15 protein-coding genes are annotated in these 23,378 nt (G+C 33.7%); 11 read left to right on the forward strand and 4 right to left on the reverse strand.

Features of this window, described 5'->3' with window-relative positions; all coding sequences use genetic code 11:
- The first annotated feature begins 46 nt into the window (after window positions 1-46).
- The 9 genes from ABH960_RS20470 to ABH960_RS20510 all read left to right on the forward strand — a co-directional run bounded on the left by ABH960_RS20470 (window position 47) and on the right by ABH960_RS20510 (window position 12,906).
- Entirely contained in the window at window positions 47-970 is a 924-nt protein-coding gene (locus tag ABH960_RS20470) for a dipeptidase (RefSeq protein WP_061688551.1), read from the forward strand.
- A gap of 227 nt (window positions 971-1,197) precedes the next feature.
- Complete coding sequence (locus ABH960_RS20475) at window positions 1,198-2,955, forward strand: 2-oxoacid:acceptor oxidoreductase subunit alpha (RefSeq protein WP_016092174.1); 1,758 nt, start codon at window positions 1,198-1,200, stop codon at window positions 2,953-2,955.
- Window positions 2,942-3,808: a 2-oxoacid:ferredoxin oxidoreductase subunit beta gene (locus tag ABH960_RS20480; protein ID WP_002088040.1), complete on the forward strand. Its 867-nt coding sequence runs from the start codon at window positions 2,942-2,944 to the stop codon at window positions 3,806-3,808. Before ABH960_RS20475 ends, ABH960_RS20480 begins: the two co-directional genes overlap by 14 nt.
- A 433-nt stretch (window positions 3,809-4,241) precedes the next feature.
- Window positions 4,242-5,771 (forward strand): tRNA (N6-isopentenyl adenosine(37)-C2)-methylthiotransferase MiaB, encoded by a 1,530-nt coding sequence (gene miaB, locus ABH960_RS20485; protein WP_404447986.1) that lies wholly within the window; start codon window positions 4,242-4,244, stop codon window positions 5,769-5,771.
- Between the two features lie 3 nt (window positions 5,772-5,774).
- Window positions 5,775-6,206 (forward strand): YlbF/YmcA family competence regulator, encoded by a 432-nt coding sequence (locus ABH960_RS20490; protein ID WP_002033698.1) that lies wholly within the window; start codon window positions 5,775-5,777, stop codon window positions 6,204-6,206.
- Window positions 6,207-6,333: 127 nt separating this feature from the next.
- On the forward strand, window positions 6,334-6,876 hold the full coding sequence (gene cotE / locus ABH960_RS20495; protein ID WP_002014610.1) for an outer spore coat protein CotE: 543 nt from the start codon (window positions 6,334-6,336) through the stop codon (window positions 6,874-6,876).
- Between the two features lie 180 nt (window positions 6,877-7,056).
- Window positions 7,057-9,729: a DNA mismatch repair protein MutS gene (gene mutS / locus ABH960_RS20500; protein WP_002128699.1), complete on the forward strand. Its 2,673-nt coding sequence runs from the start codon at window positions 7,057-7,059 to the stop codon at window positions 9,727-9,729.
- An 8-nt stretch (window positions 9,730-9,737) separates the two neighbouring features.
- Window positions 9,738-11,681, forward strand: a complete 1,944-nt coding sequence (mutL, locus tag ABH960_RS20505) for a DNA mismatch repair endonuclease MutL (protein ID WP_002167757.1) — start codon at window positions 9,738-9,740, stop codon at window positions 11,679-11,681.
- 238 nt (window positions 11,682-11,919) lie between these two features.
- Window positions 11,920-12,906: a choloylglycine hydrolase family protein gene (locus ABH960_RS20510; protein ID WP_404447992.1), complete on the forward strand. Its 987-nt coding sequence runs from the start codon at window positions 11,920-11,922 to the stop codon at window positions 12,904-12,906.
- Between the two features lie 453 nt (window positions 12,907-13,359).
- Here ABH960_RS20510 and ABH960_RS20515 read toward each other — a convergent pair whose 3' ends face one another.
- Complete coding sequence (locus ABH960_RS20515; RefSeq protein WP_002014615.1) at window positions 13,360-13,545, reverse strand: hypothetical protein; 186 nt, start codon at window positions 13,543-13,545, stop codon at window positions 13,360-13,362.
- A gap of 484 nt (window positions 13,546-14,029) precedes the next feature.
- On the opposite strand from ABH960_RS20515, the gene ABH960_RS20520 reads away from it, so the two are divergent.
- Window positions 14,030-16,813: a dynamin family protein gene (locus ABH960_RS20520; protein ID WP_404447995.1), complete on the forward strand. Its 2,784-nt coding sequence runs from the start codon at window positions 14,030-14,032 to the stop codon at window positions 16,811-16,813.
- A gap of 99 nt (window positions 16,814-16,912) precedes the next feature.
- Here ABH960_RS20520 and ABH960_RS20525 read toward each other — a convergent pair whose 3' ends face one another.
- From ABH960_RS20525 to ABH960_RS20535, 3 genes are all read right to left on the reverse strand, one after another.
- On the reverse strand, window positions 16,913-18,832 hold the full coding sequence (locus ABH960_RS20525; RefSeq protein ID WP_404447998.1) for an LTA synthase family protein: 1,920 nt from the start codon (window positions 18,830-18,832) through the stop codon (window positions 16,913-16,915).
- A 550-nt stretch (window positions 18,833-19,382) separates the two neighbouring features.
- Window positions 19,383-20,720 (reverse strand): NAD(P)/FAD-dependent oxidoreductase, encoded by a 1,338-nt coding sequence (locus ABH960_RS20530; protein WP_404448001.1) that lies wholly within the window; start codon window positions 20,718-20,720, stop codon window positions 19,383-19,385.
- Window positions 20,721-21,023: 303 nt separating this feature from the next.
- Window positions 21,024-21,821 carry a cell wall hydrolase gene (locus ABH960_RS20535; protein WP_404448004.1) on the reverse strand — a complete coding sequence of 266 codons (798 nt, stop codon included), beginning with the start codon at window positions 21,819-21,821 and terminating at the stop codon, window positions 21,024-21,026.
- 381 nt (window positions 21,822-22,202) lie between these two features.
- Between ABH960_RS20535 and ABH960_RS20540 the strand changes: the two genes are divergently transcribed.
- On the forward strand, window positions 22,203-23,192 hold the full coding sequence (locus ABH960_RS20540) for a phosphatidylinositol-specific phospholipase C (protein WP_404448007.1): 990 nt from the start codon (window positions 22,203-22,205) through the stop codon (window positions 23,190-23,192).
- Window positions 23,193-23,378 lie beyond the last annotated feature (186 nt).

Here is a 23,378-nt window from a genome sequence, read left to right on the forward strand (position 1 = left end):
GTTTGCATGTATGCAAACAGGTTGTTTTTGTAATGGAGGAATGAAAATGAAAATTTTTGATGCACATTGCGATGTACTCTTTCAGTTATGGAGTGCAAAGGGAAAAAAAGACTTTCAAAACGATTCACAATTACATATTACATTTGAACAATTAATGAAAAGAAAAGGAAGTATACAATGCTTTGCTATATATATACCAGAAACAGTAGCGTATGAAAAGCGTTTTGAAGTTGCGCTGCAAATGATAGATATTTTTCATAATGAAATTCTATCGCTACCAGGAATGAAGTTTATTCAGACAAAAAACGATATTAACATGCTAAAACAGGACGAGATTGGAGCATTATTAACATTAGAAGGATGCGAAGCAATTGGAAAAGAAGCGATGAAATTACGTTTGTTTTATCGCTTAGGTGTACGTTCCTTTGGATTGACATGGAACTATGCCAATCTGTTAGCTGATGGAGCGCTAGAGGCACGTGGAGCAGGTTTAACTACATTTGGTAGACAAGTTGTACAAGAACTTAATACGTTACATTTATGGACCGATGTGTCTCACTTAAATGAAAGAAGCTTTTGGGATGTTATTGAAATTGCTAAAAACCCAATTGCATCTCATTCAAACTGTTATCAACTTTGTGGGCATCCACGCAATTTAACCGATGAACAAATAAGAGCCCTTATAAAGAAAAATAGCATTATTGGTATTACTTTCGTACCGCAGTTTTTAACGAATGAAAGACAAGCGAATATAGCAGATATATTAAGGCATGTGGAATATATCTGTTCATTAGGTGGAGAAAAAAATATAGGATTCGGTTCTGATTTTGATGGGATTTTAGAAACTGTTGTAGGTGTAGAAGTATATAGGGATTATGAAAATATAATGAATCAACTGTGTAAAAAGTATAATGAATCAACTGTAGAGCGATTTTTGTATAAAAATTTTGTTGACTGTATAACGTTCTAAAAATTATATTTTAATAATTCGGAAGAATTAAAATAAATTCACTTGAATTTATTGATTTTTTTAAGACCTAATACTAGAATGGTAAACGAAATAGCATTATACTAAAGATTCAGGGAAAACAGAAGAGGCATAATTTGCGTCCATTGTAGTTTATTTGCATAAAAAATGCTAAACTAATACTGTAAAAAAATACACTACAATGAATGCAGCCAAAAGGGGTGTAGGAGATGATTAGTCAACTTTCATGGAAAGTTGGAGGCCAACAAGGTGAAGGAATTGAAAGTACAGGGGAAATCTTCTGTATTGCATTAAACCGATTAGGATATTACCTATACGGTTACCGCCACTTCTCATCACGTATTAAAGGCGGCCATACAAATAATAAAATTCGTGTAAGTACAACAGAAGTACGCGCGATCTCAGATGATTTAGATATTTTAATTGCTTTTGATCAAGAAACAATTGATTTTAACTTCCACGAACTACGTCCGGGCGGAATTGTAGTTGCGGATGCGAAATTTAATCCGACAATACCTGATAATACAGATGTAAATCTATATGTGATACCGTTTACAGATATCGCTTCAGAATTAGGCACATCTTTAATGAAAAATATGGTTGCTGTTGGGGCATCTAGTGCGGTATTAGGATTAGACGAAACAGCTTATTTAGAGGTTGTTGAAGAAATCTTTGGTCGTAAAGGAGAGCAAGTCGTTCAAAAGAATATGGAAGCAATTAAACGCGGCTCTCAATACATGAAAGAATTGCTTGGTGAGAAAGTAAACATGATGCAGCTTGAAAAAGCTGATGGTCAGAAACGCATGTTTATGATTGGAAACGACGCAATCGCATTTGGTGCGGTAGCTGGTGGTGCTCGCTTTATGTCTGCATATCCAATCACACCTGCATCTGAAATTATGGAATATTTAATTAAAAAGTTACCAAAAGTCGGCGGAACAGTAATCCAAACTGAGGATGAAATCGCAGCTTGTACAATGGCGATCGGTGCAAACTACGCTGGTGTTCGTACATTAACAGCATCTGCTGGTCCTGGTCTTTCTTTAATGATGGAAGCAATTGGTTTAGCAGGTATTACTGAAACACCGCTAGTTATCATTGATACACAACGCGGTGGCCCAAGTACGGGCTTACCAACAAAACAAGAGCAGTCTGACTTAATGGCTATGATTTACGGAACGCATGGTGAAATTCCAAAAATCGTAATGGCGCCAAGTACAGTTGAAGAAGCTTTCTATGATATTGTAGAAGCGTTTAACTTAGCAGAAGAATATCAAGTGCCTGTTATTTTCTTAACAGATTTACAGCTTTCTTTAGGAAAGCAAACAGTAGAACCACTTAAGTTAGATAAAGTGGAAATTCGTCGTGGTAAGCTTGATTTAGAAGTAGAATTACCAGAACGTGAAAATAAAGCATACTTCAAGCGTTATGAAGTAACAGAAGATGGGATTTCACCACGTGTTTTACCTGGTATGAAAAATGGTATTCACCATGTTACAGGTGTAGAACATGATGAAACGGGTAAACCATCTGAATCAGCGTTAAATCGTAAAGATCAAATGGACAAACGTTTCCGTAAAATGGCGAATTTACAGTTTAATACCCCTATTTACAAAAATGCTAAGCATGATGACGCAGACGTATTGTTAGTAGGCTTTAACTCAACTCGTGGTGCGATCGAAGAGGCAATGCAGCGTTTAGAACAAGAAGGAATGAAAGTAAACCATGCCCATGTACGTTTAATTCATCCGTTCCCAACAGCTGAAATCGATCCACTTGTGAAAAAAGCGAAGCGTGTTGTAGTAGTAGAAAACAATGCAACTGGTCAGCTTGCTAACATTATGAAAATGAATCTTGGCAATGGTGAGAAAATTTCTAGTCTTTTAAAATACGATGGAAATCCATTCTTGCCGAAAGAGATTTACAACGAATGTAAAAAAGGGGTTGTATTAAATGGCAACATTTAAGGACTTTCGTAACAGTGTAAAACCAAACTGGTGCCCAGGTTGCGGAGACTTCTCGGTGCAGGCTGCGATTCAGCGTGCGGCAGCTAACGTTGGTTTAAATCCAGATGAGCTAGCTGTTATTTCTGGTATCGGCTGTTCCGGTCGTATTTCAGGGTATATTAATTCATATGGTTTGCATAGTATTCACGGACGTGCTCTTCCGATTGCACAAGGTGTGAAAATGGCAAATCGTGATTTAACAGTTATTGCATCCGGTGGTGACGGTGATGGTTTTGCGATTGGTATGGGACATACAATCCATTCTATTCGTCGTAACATTGATATTACGTACATCGTAATGGATAACCAAATTTACGGATTAACAAAAGGTCAAACTTCACCACGTAGTGAAGCTGGATTTAAAACGAAAAGTACACCACAAGGTTCAATTGAACCATCACTAAATGTTATGGAAATGGCTTTAACAGCTGGTGCGACATTTGTGGCGCAAAGCTTTTCAAGTGATTTAAAAGAATTAACGCAAATTATTGAAGCTGGTATTAATCATAAAGGCTTTTCATTAATTAATGTATTTAGTCCATGTGTTACTTACAATAAAGTAAATACTTATGATTGGTTTAAAGAGAATTTAACGAAACTAAGTACAGTAGAAGGATATGATCCATCTAACCGCATGATGGCTATGCAAACATTAATGGAAAAGAACGGGTTAGTAACAGGTTTAATTTATCAAAATACAAAGCAGCCCTCTTACCAAGAGCTTGTAAAAGACTATAGTGAAAAACCTTTAGTGCAAGCTGATTTGAATATGGATCAGAAAATGTTTGATGAGCTTGTTGCTGAATTTATGTAATGATCGGAGAGAAGGTTGCCACTTGGTAACCTTCTTTTTGAGTGAATAAAAATAATTAATAGATTTGTTTACTTAGAAAATTCTGAATGATAAAATAATATATAAATCGTTGTATAAAAATAGCATGTTCATTAACTGTGAAATGAAATATAGGATAAGAAGCCTTCTTCGTTAAAGTTGGCTAAAGGCTCTATACTATGATAATGTGTATAGGGATAAAGCAATATGCTTTTGGGTAGGACAAGATGAAATAATAAAAAGGGAATGTCTATTTGTGTGGGGAAGACTTCATTCTTACGGATGATTAGATCGATTACTCAAGTTTCAAAGGGCAAGTTATCTCTCATGCTATCTAACATCATTGAGATGGGTCTAAGCGCATTAAAATGGACTACAGAGTGTGTGTATAGTTAAGGGTGAAAGGAGATTACCGATGAACGAGCAACAACGATTAGCAAGTCGACAAGCAAATTCCTCTACGAAAAAAGAAGAGAAAGATTATAGTAAATACTTTGAAAGTGTATACCAACCACCTTCCTTGAAATTGGCGAAAAAGCGTGGGAAAGAAGAAGTTAAAATTGAAAGAGATTTTGGCCTACCTGAAGAGTTTCGCGATTTTGGCGCAGGAAGAAAGTTTTACATTCGTACATATGGCTGTCAAATGAATGAGCATGATACAGAAGTAATGGCTGGGATTTTTACAACACTTGGATATGAGCCAACCTTTTCAACTGAAGAGGCAGATGTAATTTTATTAAATACTTGTGCAATTCGTGAAAATGCTGAAAATAAAGTGTTCGGTGAACTTGGTCATTTAAAATCATTAAAGCGAAGAAATCCGGATCTTATAATTGGTGTATGTGGTTGTATGTCTCAAGAGGAATCTGTTGTAAATAAAATTATGCAAAAAAATCAGCATGTAGATATGGTGTTTGGTACACACAATATTCATAGATTACCGTATATCTTAAAGGACGCAATGTTCTCAAAAGAGACGGTAGTTGAAGTTTGGTCAAAAGAAGGGGATGTAATTGAAAACCTTCCGAAAGTACGTCGTGGTGATATTAAAGCTTGGGTAAATATTATGTATGGCTGTGATAAGTTTTGTACATATTGTATTGTACCGTATACACGCGGAAAAGAGCGCAGCAGACGTCCAGAAGATATTATTAAAGAAATTCGCCATTTAGCTGCGAACGGTTATAAAGAAATTACGTTACTTGGACAAAACGTAAACGCATACGGTAAAGACTTTGAAGATATACAATATGGTCTTGGCGATTTAATGGATGAACTTCGTAAAATCGATATCGCGCGTATTCGTTTTACAACAAGCCATCCACGTGATTTTGACAATCATTTAATTGATGTTCTTGGAAAAGGTGGTAACCTAGTAGAACATATCCACTTACCAGTTCAATCTGGTAGTACAGATATGCTTAAAATTATGGCGCGTAAATATTCGCGAGAACACTATTTAGAGCTTGTACGAAAAATTAAAGAAACAATTCCAAATGCAGTACTAACGACTGATATTATCGTTGGTTTCCCAAATGAAACGGACGAACAGTTTGAAGAGACGATGTCGTTATATCGTGAAGTAGGATTTGATACGGCATTTACATTTATTTATTCTCCGCGTGAAGGTACACCAGCTGCAAAAATGCAGGATAATGTTCCGATGGAAGTGAAGAAAGAGCGATTACAACGCTTAAATACACTAGTGAATGAATATGCAGTTAATAAGAATAAGCGTTATATAGGTCAAGTTGTAGAAGTATTAGTTGAGGGAGAAAGTAAGAATAATCCTGAAGTACTTGCGGGATATACACGTACGAATAAACTTGTAAACTTTGTTGCTTCAAAATCTTTAATTGGTCAGCTTGTGAAAGTAAAAATAACGGAAGCAAAAACTTGGTCTCTTAACGGGGAATTGGTTAAGGAGCCGATTGAGGTGAAATAATAGATGAAAGTATATACGAAAGATGAAATTGTTGAGCAAGCGAAAGAATTAGCGAAAATGATCTCTGAAACAGAAGAAGTCGATTTCTTTAAGCGAGCAGAAGCACAAATTCATAAAAATGAAAATGTAAAGCGAGCAATTGATGAAATAAAAGCTTTGCAAAAACAAGCAGTAAACTTGCAACATTATGGGAAATGGGAAGCTTTGAAAAAAGTAGAAGCTGAAATTGATGCACTTCAAGATAAGTTAGATAATATCCCAGTTGTACAGGAGTTTAAATCTTCACAAACGTATGTAAATGACTTACTACAGCTAGTTGCTAGTACCATTTCTAACAATGTAACAGATGAAATATTAGTTTCAACTGGCGGCGATGTGTTGAAGGGTGAAACTGGTGCAGCAGTAGAAAGTAAAAAAGGAAATTGTGGTTGTTAAAGAGATGTCTTATTGACATCTCTTTTTTTTTGGGGTTATATCGGAAATTCTTCTCAAAAAAAAGAATGACACATTCCGCTATTGTCACGCATATGATTAAGTGAATAGTGATTGAGGAGGGTTACGAATGTCCGAATTTAGAGAGATTATTACAAAAGCAGTGGTTGGAAAAGGACGTAAGTATACAAAGTCAACGCATACATGTGAATCGAATAATGAGCCAACAAGTATTTTAGGGTGCTGGGTAATTAACCATTCGTACGAAGCGAGAAAGAATGGAAAACATGTGGAAATTGAAGGTTTCTATGATGTAAACACTTGGTATTCATTTGATGGAAACACAAAGACTGAAGTTGTAACAGAACGTGTTAACTACAATGATGAAGTAAGTATTGGGTATCGTGATAAAAACTTCTCTGGTGACGATTTAGAAATTATCGCTCGTGTAATTCAGCCGCCAAATTGTTTAGAAGCTCTTGTATCGCCAAATGGTAATAAAATTGTTGTGACGGTAGAACGTGAATTTGTAACAGAAGTAGTTGGGGAAACGAAAATTTGTGTAAGTGTAAATCCTGAAGGTTGCGTAGAATCAGACGAGGATTTCCAAGTCGATGATGATGAGTTTGAAGAATTAGATCCGAACTTTATCGTCGATGCAGAAGAAGAGTAAGAGAAAGCTAGGGAGAAGTTCTTCCTAGCTTTTTACAGTACATAAGTGGTTCTGCATGAACATGATTCCTTATGAAATGTGCTATAATGAGGAGAGACTCCTGGAATAGGAGATATGGATGTCCGTGAAGTGTGACATATATGAATATAGATTATTATGTAAGAATTATGGAGGAAAGACATGACGCAATATACGCCTATGATACAGCAATACTTAAAGGTTAAGGCAGACTATCAAGATGCCTTTTTATTTTTCCGATTAGGTGATTTTTATGAAATGTTCTTTGAAGATGCGGTTAAAGCAGCTCATGAACTTGAAATTACATTAACGAGCCGAGATGGTGGTAGTAGTGAACGTATACCGATGTGTGGTGTACCACATCATGCAGCTAAAAATTATATTGAACAACTTGTTGAAAAAGGATATAAAGTAGCTGTTTGTGAGCAAGTGGAAGACCCAAAAACAGCTAAAGGTGTAGTACGTCGTGAAGTAGTACAACTAATTACGCCAGGAACGATGATGGAAGGGCGTACAATAGACGAGAAGGAGAATAACTTCTTAGCAGCATTAACACATTTCGAAGATGGATCTTATGCGCTAGCTTGTAATGACTTAACGACTGGACAAAATACAGTGACGTTATTAACTGGTTCAGTAGAAGATATTTTATTAGAAGTGTATGCGACTGGTTCAAAAGAAATTGTTGTAGATTCTACATTTTCAAAAGATGAATTAAATAAGTTAACTGAAACATTAAAAATGACGATTTCGTATGAAGATGCAACAACTATTCCAGAAGGATTAGAACATCTTGTGAAAAGTGTTTCCCAAGCAAAATTAATTAAAGCAATTGGACGCTTATTTAACTATGTGATAAGAACACAAAAACGTTCATTAGATCACTTGCAACCAGTAGAAATTTATTACACGAATCAATTTATGAAAATTGATGTGCATTCAAAACGTAATTTAGAGTTAACAGAGACTCTTCGCACGAAGGAAAAGACAGGCTCATTATTATGGCTATTAGACAAAACAAAAACGGCTATGGGTGGGCGTATGTTAAAACAGTGGATGGAACGTCCGCTTATCCAGAAAGAAAAAGTTGAAGAGCGTTTAGAAATGGTTGAAACGTTTGTAAATGATTACTTCTTACGTGAAGATTTAAAAGAAAAGTTAAAAGAAGTATATGATTTAGAGCGTTTAGCAGGGAAAGTTGCATTTGGTAATGTAAATGCACGGGACTTATTACAATTAAGACGTTCTTTACTGCAAGTACCAGCTATTTTAGAAGCGATTAGTCTTTTAGATAATGCTTATGCAGCAAGGTTAATTCAAGGTGCAGATCCATGTGAGAGCTTAACTGAATTACTAGGAAGAAGTATTCAAGAAAACCCACCGCTTTCTATTAAAGATGGAGATATTATTAAAGATGGCTATAATGATAAGCTTGATCAATATCGTTACGTTAGTAAAAACGGAAAAACGTGGATTGCTGAGCTTGAAAAACGAGAGCGTGATATTACAGGGGTTAAATCATTAAAAATTGGGTACAACCGTATTTTCGGCTACTATATTGAAGTGACGAAGGCTAATCTTGCAGCACTTCCAGAAGGGCGCTATGAGCGTAAACAAACACTTGCAAATGCAGAGCGTTTCATAACAGATGAGCTAAAAGAAAAAGAAACATTAATCTTAGAAGCAGAAGAGAAAATTGTACAATTAGAATACGATTTATTTACAGCACTTCGCGAAGAAGTAAAAGTATTCATTCCGAAATTACAGCATTTAGCGAAAGTAATTAGTGAACTAGACGTACTGCAAAGCTTTGCGACAGTTAGTGAAGAAGAGCAGTTTGTAAAACCTGTTTTAACAAATAAGCGCGAAATCTTTATTAAAGATGGTCGTCATCCTGTCGTTGAAAAAGTATTGAACGGGAAATTGTATGTACCGAATGATTGTATTATGCCGGAGAAGATGGATGTCTTTTTAATTACAGGACCGAACATGTCTGGTAAAAGTACGTATATGAGACAATTAGCACTTGTTACTGTTATGTCACAAATTGGTTGTTTTGTACCAGCGACAGAAGCAGTATTACCTGTCTTCGATCAAATCTTTACGAGAATTGGTGCAGCGGATGATTTAATCTCAGGTCAAAGTACATTTATGGTTGAAATGTTAGAAGCGAAAAATGCAATTGCAAATGCATCAGAGAGAAGTTTAATTTTATTCGATGAAATTGGACGCGGTACATCCACGTATGATGGTATGGCACTTGCGCAAGCAATCATTGAACATATTCATGACCAAATTGGTGCGAAAACATTATTCTCTACACATTATCATGAATTAACAGTGTTAGAAGAAAGTTTAGACCAACTAAAGAATGTACATGTTTCAGCAATTGAAGAGAATGGAAAAGTAGTTTTCCTTCATAAAATTCAAGATGGAGCGGCTGATAAAAGTTACGGAATTCACGTTGCTCAACTTGCCGAGCTTCCAGAGAGCTTAATCGCTCGCGCGAAAGAAGTGTTAGCACAACTAGAAGGACAGGAAGAAATTGTTATTCCGAAACGAGTAGAAGTGAAAGTGCCAGAAGTCGCTCCAGAACCAGTTGTTGTAAAAGAAGAACCAGCAGAAATACAAGAAAAGAAAGAAGAGACTGAAGAAGATTCACAACTATCTTTCTTTGGAGGAGAACAGTCTTCGAAAAATCAAGACAAGCCTGTGCTAAATCCAAAAGAAACGGCAGTACTTGCACAAATTAAAAAGATTGATTTACTCGATATGACGCCTTTAGAAGCGATGAATGAACTGTATCGTTTACAGAAAAAGTTAAAGAAAGGATGAGTAAGTAGATGGGGAAAATTCGCAAACTCGATGATCAACTCTCTAACTTAATTGCGGCAGGGGAAGTAGTAGAGCGCCCGGCCTCAGTTGTAAAAGAACTCGTGGAAAATTCCATCGATGCGAATAGTACATCTATTGAAATCCACTTAGAAGAAGCTGGATTATCGAAGATTCGCATCATCGATAATGGAGATGGTATTGCTGAAGAAGATTGTATCGTTGCATTTGAACGACACGCAACGAGTAAAATTAAAGATGAAAATGATTTATTTCGTATAAGAACGCTCGGTTTCCGCGGAGAGGCCCTGCCGAGTATTGCCTCAGTGAGTGAATTAGAATTAATTACGAGCACAGGTGATGCGCCTGGTACACACCTTAGTATTAAAGGTGGAGACATTATAAAACAAGAGAAAACGGCAAGCCGAAAAGGAACAGATATTACTGTACAAAACTTATTTTTTAATACACCAGCGCGTCTTAAATATATGAAAACTATTCATACAGAGCTTGGGAACATTACAGATATCGTGTATCGTATTGCAATGTCTCATCCAGAAGTATCGTTAAAACTGTTTCATAATGAAAAGAAATTGCTTCATACATCAGGGAATGGTGATGTAAGACAAGTACTTGCATCGATTTACAGCATTCAAGTTGCGAAGAAACTTATTCCGATTGAAGCTGAATCTCTAGACTTTACAATTAAAGGATATGTAACATTACCAGAAGTAACGAGAGCGTCGCGTAACTATATGTCAACGATTGTAAATGGCCGTTACGTTCGAAATTTCGTATTAATGAAAGCCATTCAGCAAGGATATCATACGTTATTGCCAATCGGACGATACCCAATCGGTTTCTTATCAATTGAAATGGATCCAATGCTTGTTGATGTCAACGTACATCCAGCAAAATTAGAAGTACGCTTTAGTAAAGAACAAGAATTGCTAAAGCTTATCGAAGAAACATTGCAAGCTGCATTCAAAAAAATACAACTCATTCCAGATGCTGGTGTAACAACGAGGAAAAAAGAAAAAGATGAAAGTGTGCAAGAACAGTTCAAGTTTGAGCATACAAAACCGAGAGAATCATCTATGCCTAACATCGTTTTACCAACAGGAATGGATGAGAAACAAGAAGAAACAACGACTGTAAAACAACCAGCACAACTGTGGCAACCGCCGAAGCAAGAATGGCAACCACCACAGTCACTAGTAAGAGAAGAGCAAAGCTGGCAGCCATCCTCTAAGCCGGTAATAGAACAAACGGTTCGAGAGGAAAAGGAATGGACTAGCAACGATGACGATTTTGAATTAGAGGAATTGGAAGAAGAAGTTCACGAAATAAAAGAGATTGAAATGAACGGTAACGATTTACCACCACTTTATCCAATTGGACAGATGCACGGAACATATATTTTCGCTCAAAATGATAACGGGCTATATATGATTGATCAGCATGCTGCGCAGGAGCGCATCAATTATGAATATTTCCGTGATAAAGTGGGACGAGTTACGCAAGAAGTACAAGAATTACTTGTACCGTACCGCATAGATTTATCTCTTACCGAATTTTTACGTGTCGAAGAGCAGTTAGAAGAACTAAAAAAAGTCGGACTATTTTTAGAGCAGTTTGGCCATCAATCCTTTATCGTTCGTTCGCATCCAACGTGGTTCCCGAAAGGACAAGAAACAGAAATCATTGATGAGATGATGGAGCAAGTCGTCAAACTAAAAAAAGTTGATATTAAAAAATTACGTGAAGAAGCAGCTATTATGATGAGCTGTAAAGCATCGATTAAAGCAAATCAATATTTAACGAACGATCAAATATTCGCTTTACTTGAAGAACTTCGTACAACAACAAACCCATATACATGTCCGCATGGAAGACCGATTCTGGTGCATCATTCTACTTATGAGTTGGAGAAGATGTTTAAGAGGGTTATGTAGGTATACTGTCCATAGAGAAAAAATGGTTCCTGGTTATTTTAATAAAATATAGAGAGAAATAAAAAGGAGCGATAGTAACAAGTCGCTCCTTTTTTAACATTCATTTATAAACTAGAAATGACCTATTTGTAATTTATATGTGCTTTCCCATTTTTTTGTAAGGAAAGGGTTTTTTTAATTTACAGATTTATCGGAATTATGTAAAGTGTATATAAAGCCATAAAATGGGGTGTTCTTTATGTGTACTAGTTTGACATTACAGACAAAAAGCGGTCAGCATCTTTTTGCAAGAACGATGGATTTCACATTAGATTTGAATCAAGAAGTAATAATCATTCCTCGACATTACCAGTGGAATAATATAACTGGTGAAATCATTAATACGAAACATGCTACGGTCGGAATGGGGATTAATCATCAAGGAAGGGTCATTATGGCGGACGGAGTAAATGAAGCAGGTATGACATGTGCAACACTCTATTTTCCAGGATTCGCTACTTATAGTAAAAGTATAGATGATAACAAAACGAATCTGGCTCCATTTGATTTTGTGACTTGGAGTCTTACACAATTCAATTCTGTCAAAGAGTTAAAGAAGTCTGTAGATAGCATTACCTTTTTGGATATACCATTACCGGATTTAGGACTTACGCCACCACTACATTGGATTTTAGCGGATAAATGGGGAGATTGTATTGTACTGGAGCCGACAAATGAAGGATTAAAAATGTATGACAACCCACTAGGAGTGATGACTAATAGTCCGGAGTTTAATTGGCATTTACAAAATTTAAGACAATATATTGGCCTTAAAGCGCAGCCATTCGCGCCAACAGAGTGGAGTGATTTACCATTAAGTGCTTTTGGGCAAGGCTCAGGCTCAATGGGACTTCCTGGGGATTTCACCCCGCCATCAAGGTTTGTGCGGGCAGCATATGGCAAACAAAATATTCAAGATATAGATAGCGAAGAAGAGGGAGTATCGGTCCTTTTTCATATCTTATCAAATTGCGAGGTTCCTAAAGGTGGAGTAATAACAGAAGAAGGTACATTAGATAATACCATATATACAAGCGTAATGTGTATGGAGTCCGGAACATATTATTACCATACCTACGATTGTAGACAAATTATAGCCATTCATTTATTTCATGAAAATTTAGATACAGATGAGATTAAAGCCTATTCGTTCCAACGAAAACAAAAAATATTTTATGAAAACTAAGTAGCTTTGAAACAACGCTTAGTAAATTTTTAAATATATATAATAGAGCAATAATGACCTATAAAAAGTAGGAATCGGAAGGGATATAATTGATAATCTAATAAGTAATCCGAATAAATATCCCTTAAGAAAAAATAGACGCAAAATATTCAAGGTATTATATAAATTCAATACAACGACTTCTAGAAGTGCCATTAAAGTGCTATTATGCAAAGTAAACATGAGCGTACTCCATTTATAAATAACAAAGAACAAAAAAGGTATGGAAAAAATCCATACCTTATATTTATAATTCAAGTTCTTCCATTATCTATGTATAAAAAAGCGCTGTATATCAGCACTTTTTAAAAGTACATGAGTTGTATAAGAAAGATTTATACATTAATAAAAACATAACTATGCAAGGTCTAATATAGATTCTTATTTGGCACATTGTTACAAGGATCTATGCGATTATTTATTTTTATTATTATTAATTTTTTCAGTATATAAAACCTGCTCTTTATAATGCTTTTTAATTGGGAAGTTATGTGTATCCGTGCCGTTCTTGAATTTTTTATCAATGGGGTTCTTTAGAGGAACTGTTGTAGTTTCAGTAAATTCGTATGGGTAATTTATTTTAGATTTATCTTCAAACATGAAAATGCCTCCTTTTTAGGATTTTCTAAATTCTTTACTATAACATGATATGCATATATATTTTTTTGGACTAGTTATTTATATAGGTTAATGGAATTTAATTACGTAACTACTGAAATATTTCAAAGGAAAACAATGTGAGAAATATATTATAATGATTTCTTTTATTTATTAGCGAAGGGAATCTTGCATATATATTCGTTATAGATTGTTTTTATAATGTAATATATATATAGTTTTCCTGATAATATAATGTGGAATATTATAGTGTTATTAGGTTATTAGGAACATTTAATGTTGTTTCACAACTGAAAGGGAATTGAAAAAAAACTGAAACTTTTCTCATAAAAATTCAATCTTACTTGAAAAATGAAAGGAAAATGAAATTTTTCAAAAGGAATTCTTTGTTAAGATAAAAAGCATACATACAAAAAAGTATTGACATATCTCAAAAAATGTATTTTGAGATATAGTGGGGGAAAAGATGAGATTAGAAAAACAATTAATAAAAAAGATGTATTATGAAACATTCCTAATGGAGAATGAAACACACCCACCTCTTCAAGTACTTGGAGAAGCTTATGTAAACGAAGAAAAAAATGAGATTTCTGATGGATCTTATATTCGTTTTGCACAAGGTGAATTTTATTATCACCATCAAGATTTTGAAACAGCTATTTTTAAATGGGAGAAAGTTAGTAATGAATTAGCGCCATGGGCACAAAAAAATATTGCGGATGCTTACTTCGAACTTAATAGATTATCAGTTGCTGAAAATGTGTATACTTCCATTACTACTGATAACAAAATACTTATGACCGAAATTGTACTGCAATTACTGTCTCTTTACATCGAGCAAAATAATTTTGATTCAGCTTTCGCTGTTATAAAAGAAGCGGTTTCTTTAAATCCCGATTATCCAAACGTCACAACAATTGCCCGTTCCTTTTATGAAGAACAGCAAGATTTTGATAGTGCAATAGAGCTTGCTGTGAACGAGTTAATTCGAACAGAATCTTATCCGTGGTTTGAGGTCCTAAAAGAATACATCGATAAAGGATTTACTAAAAATATTTCACCAGACTATTTTTATAAAGTATTAGTTACATTAAATAATGTAGATCAAGTACAATTTACGCAAATTGTTTCATCATTTTGGCACAGCTATAAAGATGAACAAAATTACTTATTATGGCTCAACACAATAAATGAATTTTTCATACATATCGAAATACATTCGTCCGATATATGGGACGAAATTTCTTCTCTTTACGAAGAAACATACTTTGAATTAATTCAAGGTCAATATATGCTTAGACAATTACACGATATCATTCCAAATCTGTTAACAAATTGGTTAAAGGTAGTCAATCCCTCTCATGCTGTATTTCCATCTGCAGCAGTATTGGCATGGGATGAGATTTTTCCTTCTAAAATAGATTCAGCGGATATAAAAGATGCGGAAAACCTACTTTCATATTCTATTAATCATGTGAATGGCTTAGAGTATAGTTTACATCTTTTTGAATCTATTACACACTGGGCACAAGAACATAATTTAGAAATGGGTCACCGATTTAGCTGGTTAGTTGGTGAGCTTGCAGATTTAAGAACAAATCGCCTATTAGTAACTGGAACTTCAGGAAACGGAAAAGCGTCGTTTATTAACTCTATTTTAGGAGAAAATATATTAGAAAACTCAATCTCAAATGTAGTTGTTTTTAAAAATGACACTTATACAGAAATTAACGCTATAACAGATTCGGAAATTACAACAACTGAGAATTTCTCTGATTTCCATAACATGATGGCAGTACACCGTCAAACATATAGAGATAGAGCATGTGTTGAATTTAAGTTACCATGCAGATTTTTAAGTAAAAACAAACTTACATGCGTTGTTACACCTAGCTTTAATAGGAACAATGATGCGAGAGATGAGGTGTTTGAATATTTAAATTCTGTAGATGAATTATTATTCGTATTGAATGCGGATTCACCTTTTACTGACAAAGAACGTGACATTCTATTAAGTATCCAAGAACATACACCACATCTACAAGTTCATTTTTTATTAAATAAAATTGATAACATTTACAATGAAGCAGAAGCAAAAAGAGTTATACAAGATACGCAAGTGAGAATTAACACATATTTCCCTAATGCAAGAGTTTTCCCTTATTCTTCGTTATATACAAATAGTAAACAACTAAACGATTTAACTGAGTTTATTCATTTTAACTTTAACTATAAAAATATCGATGCAGAACGTACTGAAAAGCTATTATTTTTCATTCGAAAAACAATTACATATCTTTTGGATAAACGCGTCGAGAGGGAAAAAGATCTAGTGGATTCTATTAATTCGAATGAAGATATGTTAGTTAAACTTAATGGTTGTATTAATAACCTTACTGCTTTTGAGAAGGAAAAAATTCATTTAATTACAGAATCATATCGTACGATGAAAAGCGAAATTACTAATGATCTTAAAGAACATATTCCGAAACTATTGCAGAGTTGTTCCGATTTAATTAGTGAAGAAAGCGACTTTAGTCACATTGATATTGAACTAAACACAGCGATGAATGGAAGAGTGCAACAATATCTAGAACAAACTGTATTACCTAATCTTGCTCGCTCTATGCAAAATTGGATTGCGACCTCTAATAATGAGCTCCTTCAAAGTCAATTGTACTTAAAAGAAACCAGTGAAGGACTTAATTCTTTATTTGGAGAAAATCGAATACAGTTAGAATGTGACTTTAAAGTAATTGATGACTGGCGCAGAGATACTGATAGAATGACAACTAGAATACAAATGGAAGAAGTAAATATTTTACGCCGATTTACACCAGCGCAATTTTTACTGAAAAGTGCCGGTAAATTATTTGGAGTTCTTCCTAAAAATAAAGCTATGCTATATAACAAATACAAACAGTATTTAGAAAATGAAGATTATACCGATGTAACGACTTCTATTATGAAGAAGTTTTTCTTGCAATTTGAGCTGTTTGAAAACACACAAGAGCGGGATATTAATATGTTCTTTAGAAATCCATTTGGTGCGTTGGAACAAGCTATAGAAAACACTCATTTAGAAATAAAAGAAAAACAAGATAAATTGCATAAAATGAAATCAAACCCTGAAGTTTACCATGATCCTATAAAGCTCTTTGAATTGAGATTACGTCAATGTGAAGTAATCTTGAATATAGGTGAGGATAATTCCTATACAGATGTAACTTTAGAAACAAGCGTAGAATAAAAGTAAAATATATCAGGTTTTTTATATGAAATTGCACCATGTGTTATAAGAAAGTAAAAAGGGAGCAACTTTTAATAAGTTGCTCCTTTGCCATATAGATTATTTTTCAGTTTCTTTAATTTTAGTTTTTACTTCTCCAGTTTTAATTTTATTACTTTCTGAGAAACGTAATAAATCGCCTTCAATAATTTTGTCAGACATTCGTAATTCATTTTGTGCACGGTTAATCATTTCTTGAGCTTCTTTTTTTGGTAAATCTACAACCTCACCTGTTTCTCGATTATAAAAAGTATGATTTGTATATGCATACTTGTCTGTAATAAAGCTACCATCACGTAAAACAACAAAACCGGTATATTCATCTGAAAACATATCATGGCCAAAACGGATATCGTTAGTAGTATCAATCCCTAATAAATTTAGAATGGTAGGTTTCATATCGATTTGTCCCGTAGGCTTTGAAATAGTTTGACCTTCTGTTTGGCCAGGGATATGAATATATAAAGGTGTGCGTTGTAAATTTAAAGTATCAAATTCTGTTATTTGATCTTTTTCTAAAAACTGTGCCATTGCGCGATTATGTTTTTCAGAAATGCCGTAATGATCACCGTATAACACAATAATAGAATCATCATACATTCCCTCGGCTTTTAAACGTTCAATAAATTTTTTAATTGATTCGTCTAAGTAACGTGCTGTTACGATGTAACGATCAAATACGCCATTACCAGAGTTGTATGGTTCAATGAATTTTGTATCTTCATCATACGTAAATGGATAATGGTTTGTTAAAGTAAGGAAACGAGCGTAAAATGGTTGATCAGCAGTTTTTAATATATCTACTGATTGATCAAAGTATTCGATATCTTTTAATCCCCAATTTAAATTTGTTTCGGGCGTAATTTTGTAATCAAGTTCATTATAGTAACGATCATAACCAAGAGCGGAGTACATAATATTACGATTCCAGAATGTTGCGTTATTCGCATGGAATACAGAAGTGAAATAGCCTTGCTGACGTAAAATTTCTGGAGTCGCAGTATAATCGTTGTTACCGTGCGTGAAGAATACAGCACCTCGATTTAATGGATACAACGATGTATCTATTAGAAATTCAGAATCCGATGTTTTTCCTTGACCAGTTTGGTGGAAAAAGTTATCGAAATAATAGCTTTCATTTATGAATTCATTTAAGAATGGCGTAACTTCTTGACCGTTAACTGATGCACCTATTAAAAAGGTTTGCAAAGATTCAAGAGTAACGACAATTACGTTTTTTCCTTTCGCTGCACCAAACATATTAGGATTTGGTTCACTTTGGTTTGATTTTACGTAGTTTTCAGTTTCTTGTAATTTACTACTATCTGCAAGTGCCTTTTGGGATCCAGCCTTTACTTGTAGTGTTAAATCATATACTTGATGAGTGTATAGTCCTAAATTTTTCACAAGCATTACGCGGTCGAAGGATCTCGTTAATAATTCAGGTCGTTCTTTTTCTGCAAGCTGTAGATTTGCAAAAAATACACCAATTGTTAAAAGAAAATATAATAAGCGTGAAGAATGAGTTACACGTTCTGTTTTAAAGACTATTGCTTTCTTTTTTAATAAAATAAAGAAGAAAATAATGTCTACGAATGCGAGTATAGTTTTGTAGTTCAATATTTCTATAATACTGCCGCCTAATTGGCCGAAATTTGATGTTTGTCCAAGTACTGGTAACGTAACGAAATCATTATAAAAATCATAGAACATTACATTCCCAACAAGTACGATTGTTAATAAGAGATTAATACATAGCGCTATATAATTTCTCTTTTCACCGGTTGCAAATAATGCTAATCCAACAAATGCTAACGATGCAGCGAGAGGGCTAATAAACAAAATAAGTTCTTGTGTAGAAGACTCAATTTTTAAATCAAAACTGAATCGCGTAATAAGATATGTTTTTAACCATACTGCTAAAGCAATTATTATAACAAAGCTTATATTTTGCAGTTGTAAATTTATTTTATTTTTCATTTTTACACCTTCTTTATAGAATTTATTTAACTAATGTTATATATTATATTTTTATAACTATTAGAGTGTGGTGAACCATTTAGATTATATTTTTCTAAAGGTAATAATTTGAAGTATTCAGATACATATAATGGAGAATTTTAAAGCGAAGTAACATAAATCTAATTTTTTTAGAAACGGAGCAGAAAAAGTCATAGTTGTAGTAAAAAATACTTATAGACATCCTAACATATTAAACACTACGGCGATGTTACAAAATATCGAACAAATGAAAGTGAAAATGAATAGATGATTTTTAAACTATTGACATTTAACCAGTTTAAATTTTCAGAAAATAAAGCTTGAAGAAAACGGTTATATTAATTAGTAGAAAACTACATTCTATATAGAATGTAGTTTTTCATGTGTGTTCAATATATCCCGTAAAATCCTGATTCTTTGTGGCTTAATCATCAGCGGGGGAGGGATAATAATTTCGTTAAAGCTATTATTAGATAAGTAAAGTGTTGGTGAAACTTAAAACATTTGACTGGTATCTTAATTAAAAAGTTTAAATACCTGATAAATATTTTCCAACATACAGACCACTTGCAGCTGCTTGAGATAATGAATGAGTGACGCCTGAACAATCTCCAATTAAAAATAGCCCATTCATACTTGTTTCAAAATGGTTATTGATTTTTATTGTAGGAGCGTAGAACTTTCCATCAATTCCATATAATAAAGTATCTTTATCGATAGGTTCTTGGATAAATTGTTCTAAACGTAATAAAAATTTTTTGAGTCCTTCAATATATAATGGAGGAATTTCTTCATTCAAATCTCCATAATCTCCGTGTAGTGTAGGCTGTATACGATTATGTTTCATGTTGTTCTCCGCTGTAGGTTGTTTCTTTATTAAGTCCTCTAAACGCTGTATAACAATCCGATTTCGTCCTTGGTTAATGCTTTTAATAATTGAACTTGCGTATACATTTGCTTCTTTGAGAGTTGGAAAATAGCGCGGGATAAATAAAGTGAAATTTAAGTTAGAAGTGCCAGTTCCTTGCTCTCGAAAATTTTGACCGTCAGGCATAACTAAACCTTCTTCATACTTTCGAATAATGCGTCCTTTTGGATTCATACAGTAAGTAGTAGCCGTGAAATGTTCATGCTGATAAGAAAGTTTCGTCTCAAATGTATCTTTTAATATAGAACGTAATTGATGTTCTTTCATCTCTACCCTAATACCTAAATCTATACGGGTTTGCTCCTGTGCAATTTCAAGGGAAGAGCACATTTCTTTTAACCAATCCGTTCCAGAACGCCCAGTTGCAAATACTAATTGCTTAGAATGGACAGTTCCTTGATTTGTAGATATTTTAAAATGGTCTTGCTGCTTAACGACATGTTGTACATCTATATGAAATCGGATATTTATTTTCGTAAGTAAAAATTCGTAGAGCTGCTGAAAAATGTTACTTGAAAGTGTAGTACCAAGATGCCTTACTTCTGTTGTTAGCATTTGTAAACCACAAGCTTCAGCTCTCTTAGTGAGATTTAGATTTTCTGTAGAATATTTTGAAACGGAACTTCCACCAAACTGACATAGAATTTCATCTACTTCAGCCATGAGTTGTATAAAAGCTTTTTTACCTACTTTTTGCTCAAGTTCGCCACCAAATCCATTTGTATAATTAAATTTCCCTTCAGACTTTCCTAAACCACCAAATCCGAAATATTTATCACATGTAGTACAATTACACACTTTTCCTTGGTCTAAAGGACAATGGCGATCTTTTAGCGCTTTACCTTTATCAAGAATTAAAATCTTTTTGTTACTTTGGGCTAATGAATAAGCCATAAAGATGCTACTTACTCCAGCTCCGATAATTGTAACATCATACATATTCTTTCACCTGCTAACGAATAGTTTGTTTTTTATTTTCTTAGTGTATAACACTTTTATGAAGTTAAGAAATAGCTTTTATTAATAAAGAGGGAGTTTTTGAACTTGATGCTTTTTTAATTTCTCCGAGTGGTGGAGTAAATACAAATGTTTTTATTTGAAAGAAGAAATAGATTTAAATGATCACTATGTCATATGATTAATAAAATCTTACATATAAAAAAAACAGACCTTTTAAGTGAAGAGGTCTGCTAATCATTGGAAATAGTTGTTAAGTGCATAAATTTGAAGAGAATTATAGTTTTATTTAGCGAAGACGTGGTTACCGATTACCGCTACTGTTTGACGTGTCGTAATCCATTTGTTTGTTGAAGTTTTTGGATTATAAAAATAAAGCCAATCAGAATTTATTCCATTTGTAGAGATAGCCTCTTCTACTGCCATTTTTGCTTCTGCGCTTGCAGGCTGATTAATTCTACCATCAGTAACAGGAGTAAATGCATATCCGCGTTTAATAGGTTCATAAATAACACCTGTTATTGTATTTGGAAAACCATTTGCATTTACACGATTCAAGATAACTTTCGCCACCGCTACTTTTCCTTTATATGATTCGCCACCTGCCTCAGCAGTAACTAAGCGTGCCATTAAGTCTTTTTCTTTTTCTGAAATACTTGAATTGATTTTTAAATGTTGTCCTGTATAAAGCTTGTTTCCGACTGTATTGTTAATTTGTTTTATAGATTGAACGGTAACATTGTAACGCTTTGCTATAATTTCTAATGAATCTCCCGGCTGTACTTGATAAATAATTTGTCCAGAGATGTTCTTAGGTTTGTCGTTTTGATGAACAGTGACCTCATTTGATTTCATGGATCCTGGAATATGTAACTGTTCACCAATAAAAGTTTGATCTTTTCCTTTATTATTTGCTTGTTTAATAGATTGTATTGAAACTCCATATTGTTTACTGATACCCCAAAGTGTATCATTCTTTTTTACTGTATGAATGGTGGAAGCCTCAGCTACACCTTGATTACATACGAATGTAATTGCTGCCGCAGATAAAGGAATTATATGTTTTATTTTTAATAATTTCATTGTAAATCCTCCCAATAAAAAATTAAGTTTTAACTGTTGAGTAATGTAGTTCAGAGTATATAAGGTATGTATTTGTATTTTAATATAAGTATATTAGCACGTATAGAATAAATAATCATTATAAGTTTTTTATTTATATCATGTAGGACCCAAATATGAAATATTGCATATGAAAGCCCATTGAAGTTCGAGTTGTTGCTTACTATAATTTATCTAGTGAAAAGGGATATTAAATTTTTTTAATGCATTGAGATGAGAATATGTGGATGTTTTTAAATTTTACTTCTATGCAATATTCCATATTTATGAAACATTATTTATTAAGTAGCTTATATTATATTCAATAAGTTTGATATAAAACAGAAAAAGAGAGGGATAAAAATGAGCAATAAGAAGTTTATTTTGAAATTATTCATATGTAGTACTATACTTAGCACATTTGTATTTGCTTTCAATGATAAGCAAGCAGTTGCTGCTAGCGCTGGTAATGGGCTTGAAAACTGGTCAAAATGGATGCAACCTATACCCGATAACGTACCGTTAGCACGGATTTCAATTCCAGGAACACATGATAGTGGAACATTCAAGTTGCAAAATCCGATAAAGCAAGTATGGGGAATGACGCAAGAATATAATTTTCGTTACCAAATGGATCACGGAGCTAGAATTTTTGATATTAGAGGGCGTTTAACAGATGATAATACGATAGTTCTTCATCATGGGCCATTATATCTTTATGTAACATTGCATGAATTTATAAATGAAGCGAAACAATTTTTAAAAGATAATCCAAGTGAAACGATTATTATGTCTTTAAAAAAAGAGTATGAGGATATGAAAGGGGCAGAAGATTCATTTAGTAGTACGTTTGAAAAAAAATATTTTCCTGATCCTATCTTTTTAAAAACAGAAGGGAATATAAGACTTGGAGATGCTCGAGGAAAAATTGTGCTACTAGAAAGATACAGTGGTAGTAATGAATCTGGAGGATATAATAATTTTTATTGGCCAGATAATGAGACGTTTACGACAACTGTAAATCAAAATGTAAATGTAACAGTACAAGATAAATATAAAGTGAGTTATGATGAGAAAGTAAAATCTATTAAAGATACGATAAATGAAACGATTAACAACAGTGAAGATTGTAATCATCTATATATTAATTTTACAAGCTTGTCTTCTGGTGGTACAGCATGGAATAGTCCATATTATTATGCGTCCTACATAAATCCTGAAATTGCAAACTATATGAAGCAAAAGAATCCTACGAGAGTGGGCTGGGTAATTCAAGATTATATAAATGAAAAATGGTCCCCAATACTTTATGAAGAAGTTATAAGAGCGAATAAGTCACTTGTAAAAGAGTAAAGATTGTCATAGTAAGAAGCGATGAAATACATCGCTTCTTTTTTGTTTTCTAAAAATTAACATCAAATATAGCTTTACATATCGTACGTTCATGATAGAAAAAAATCGAAACTTAAGCTATAATTACTACATATAAAATTTGTACCTATAAATTTTATATGTAGTAATGAATTTGATTTATTGTAA

The organism is Bacillus sp. RC252 (genome assembly GCF_044909215.1).
Taxonomy (GTDB): domain Bacteria; phylum Bacillota; class Bacilli; order Bacillales; family Bacillaceae_G; genus Bacillus_A; species Bacillus_A mycoides.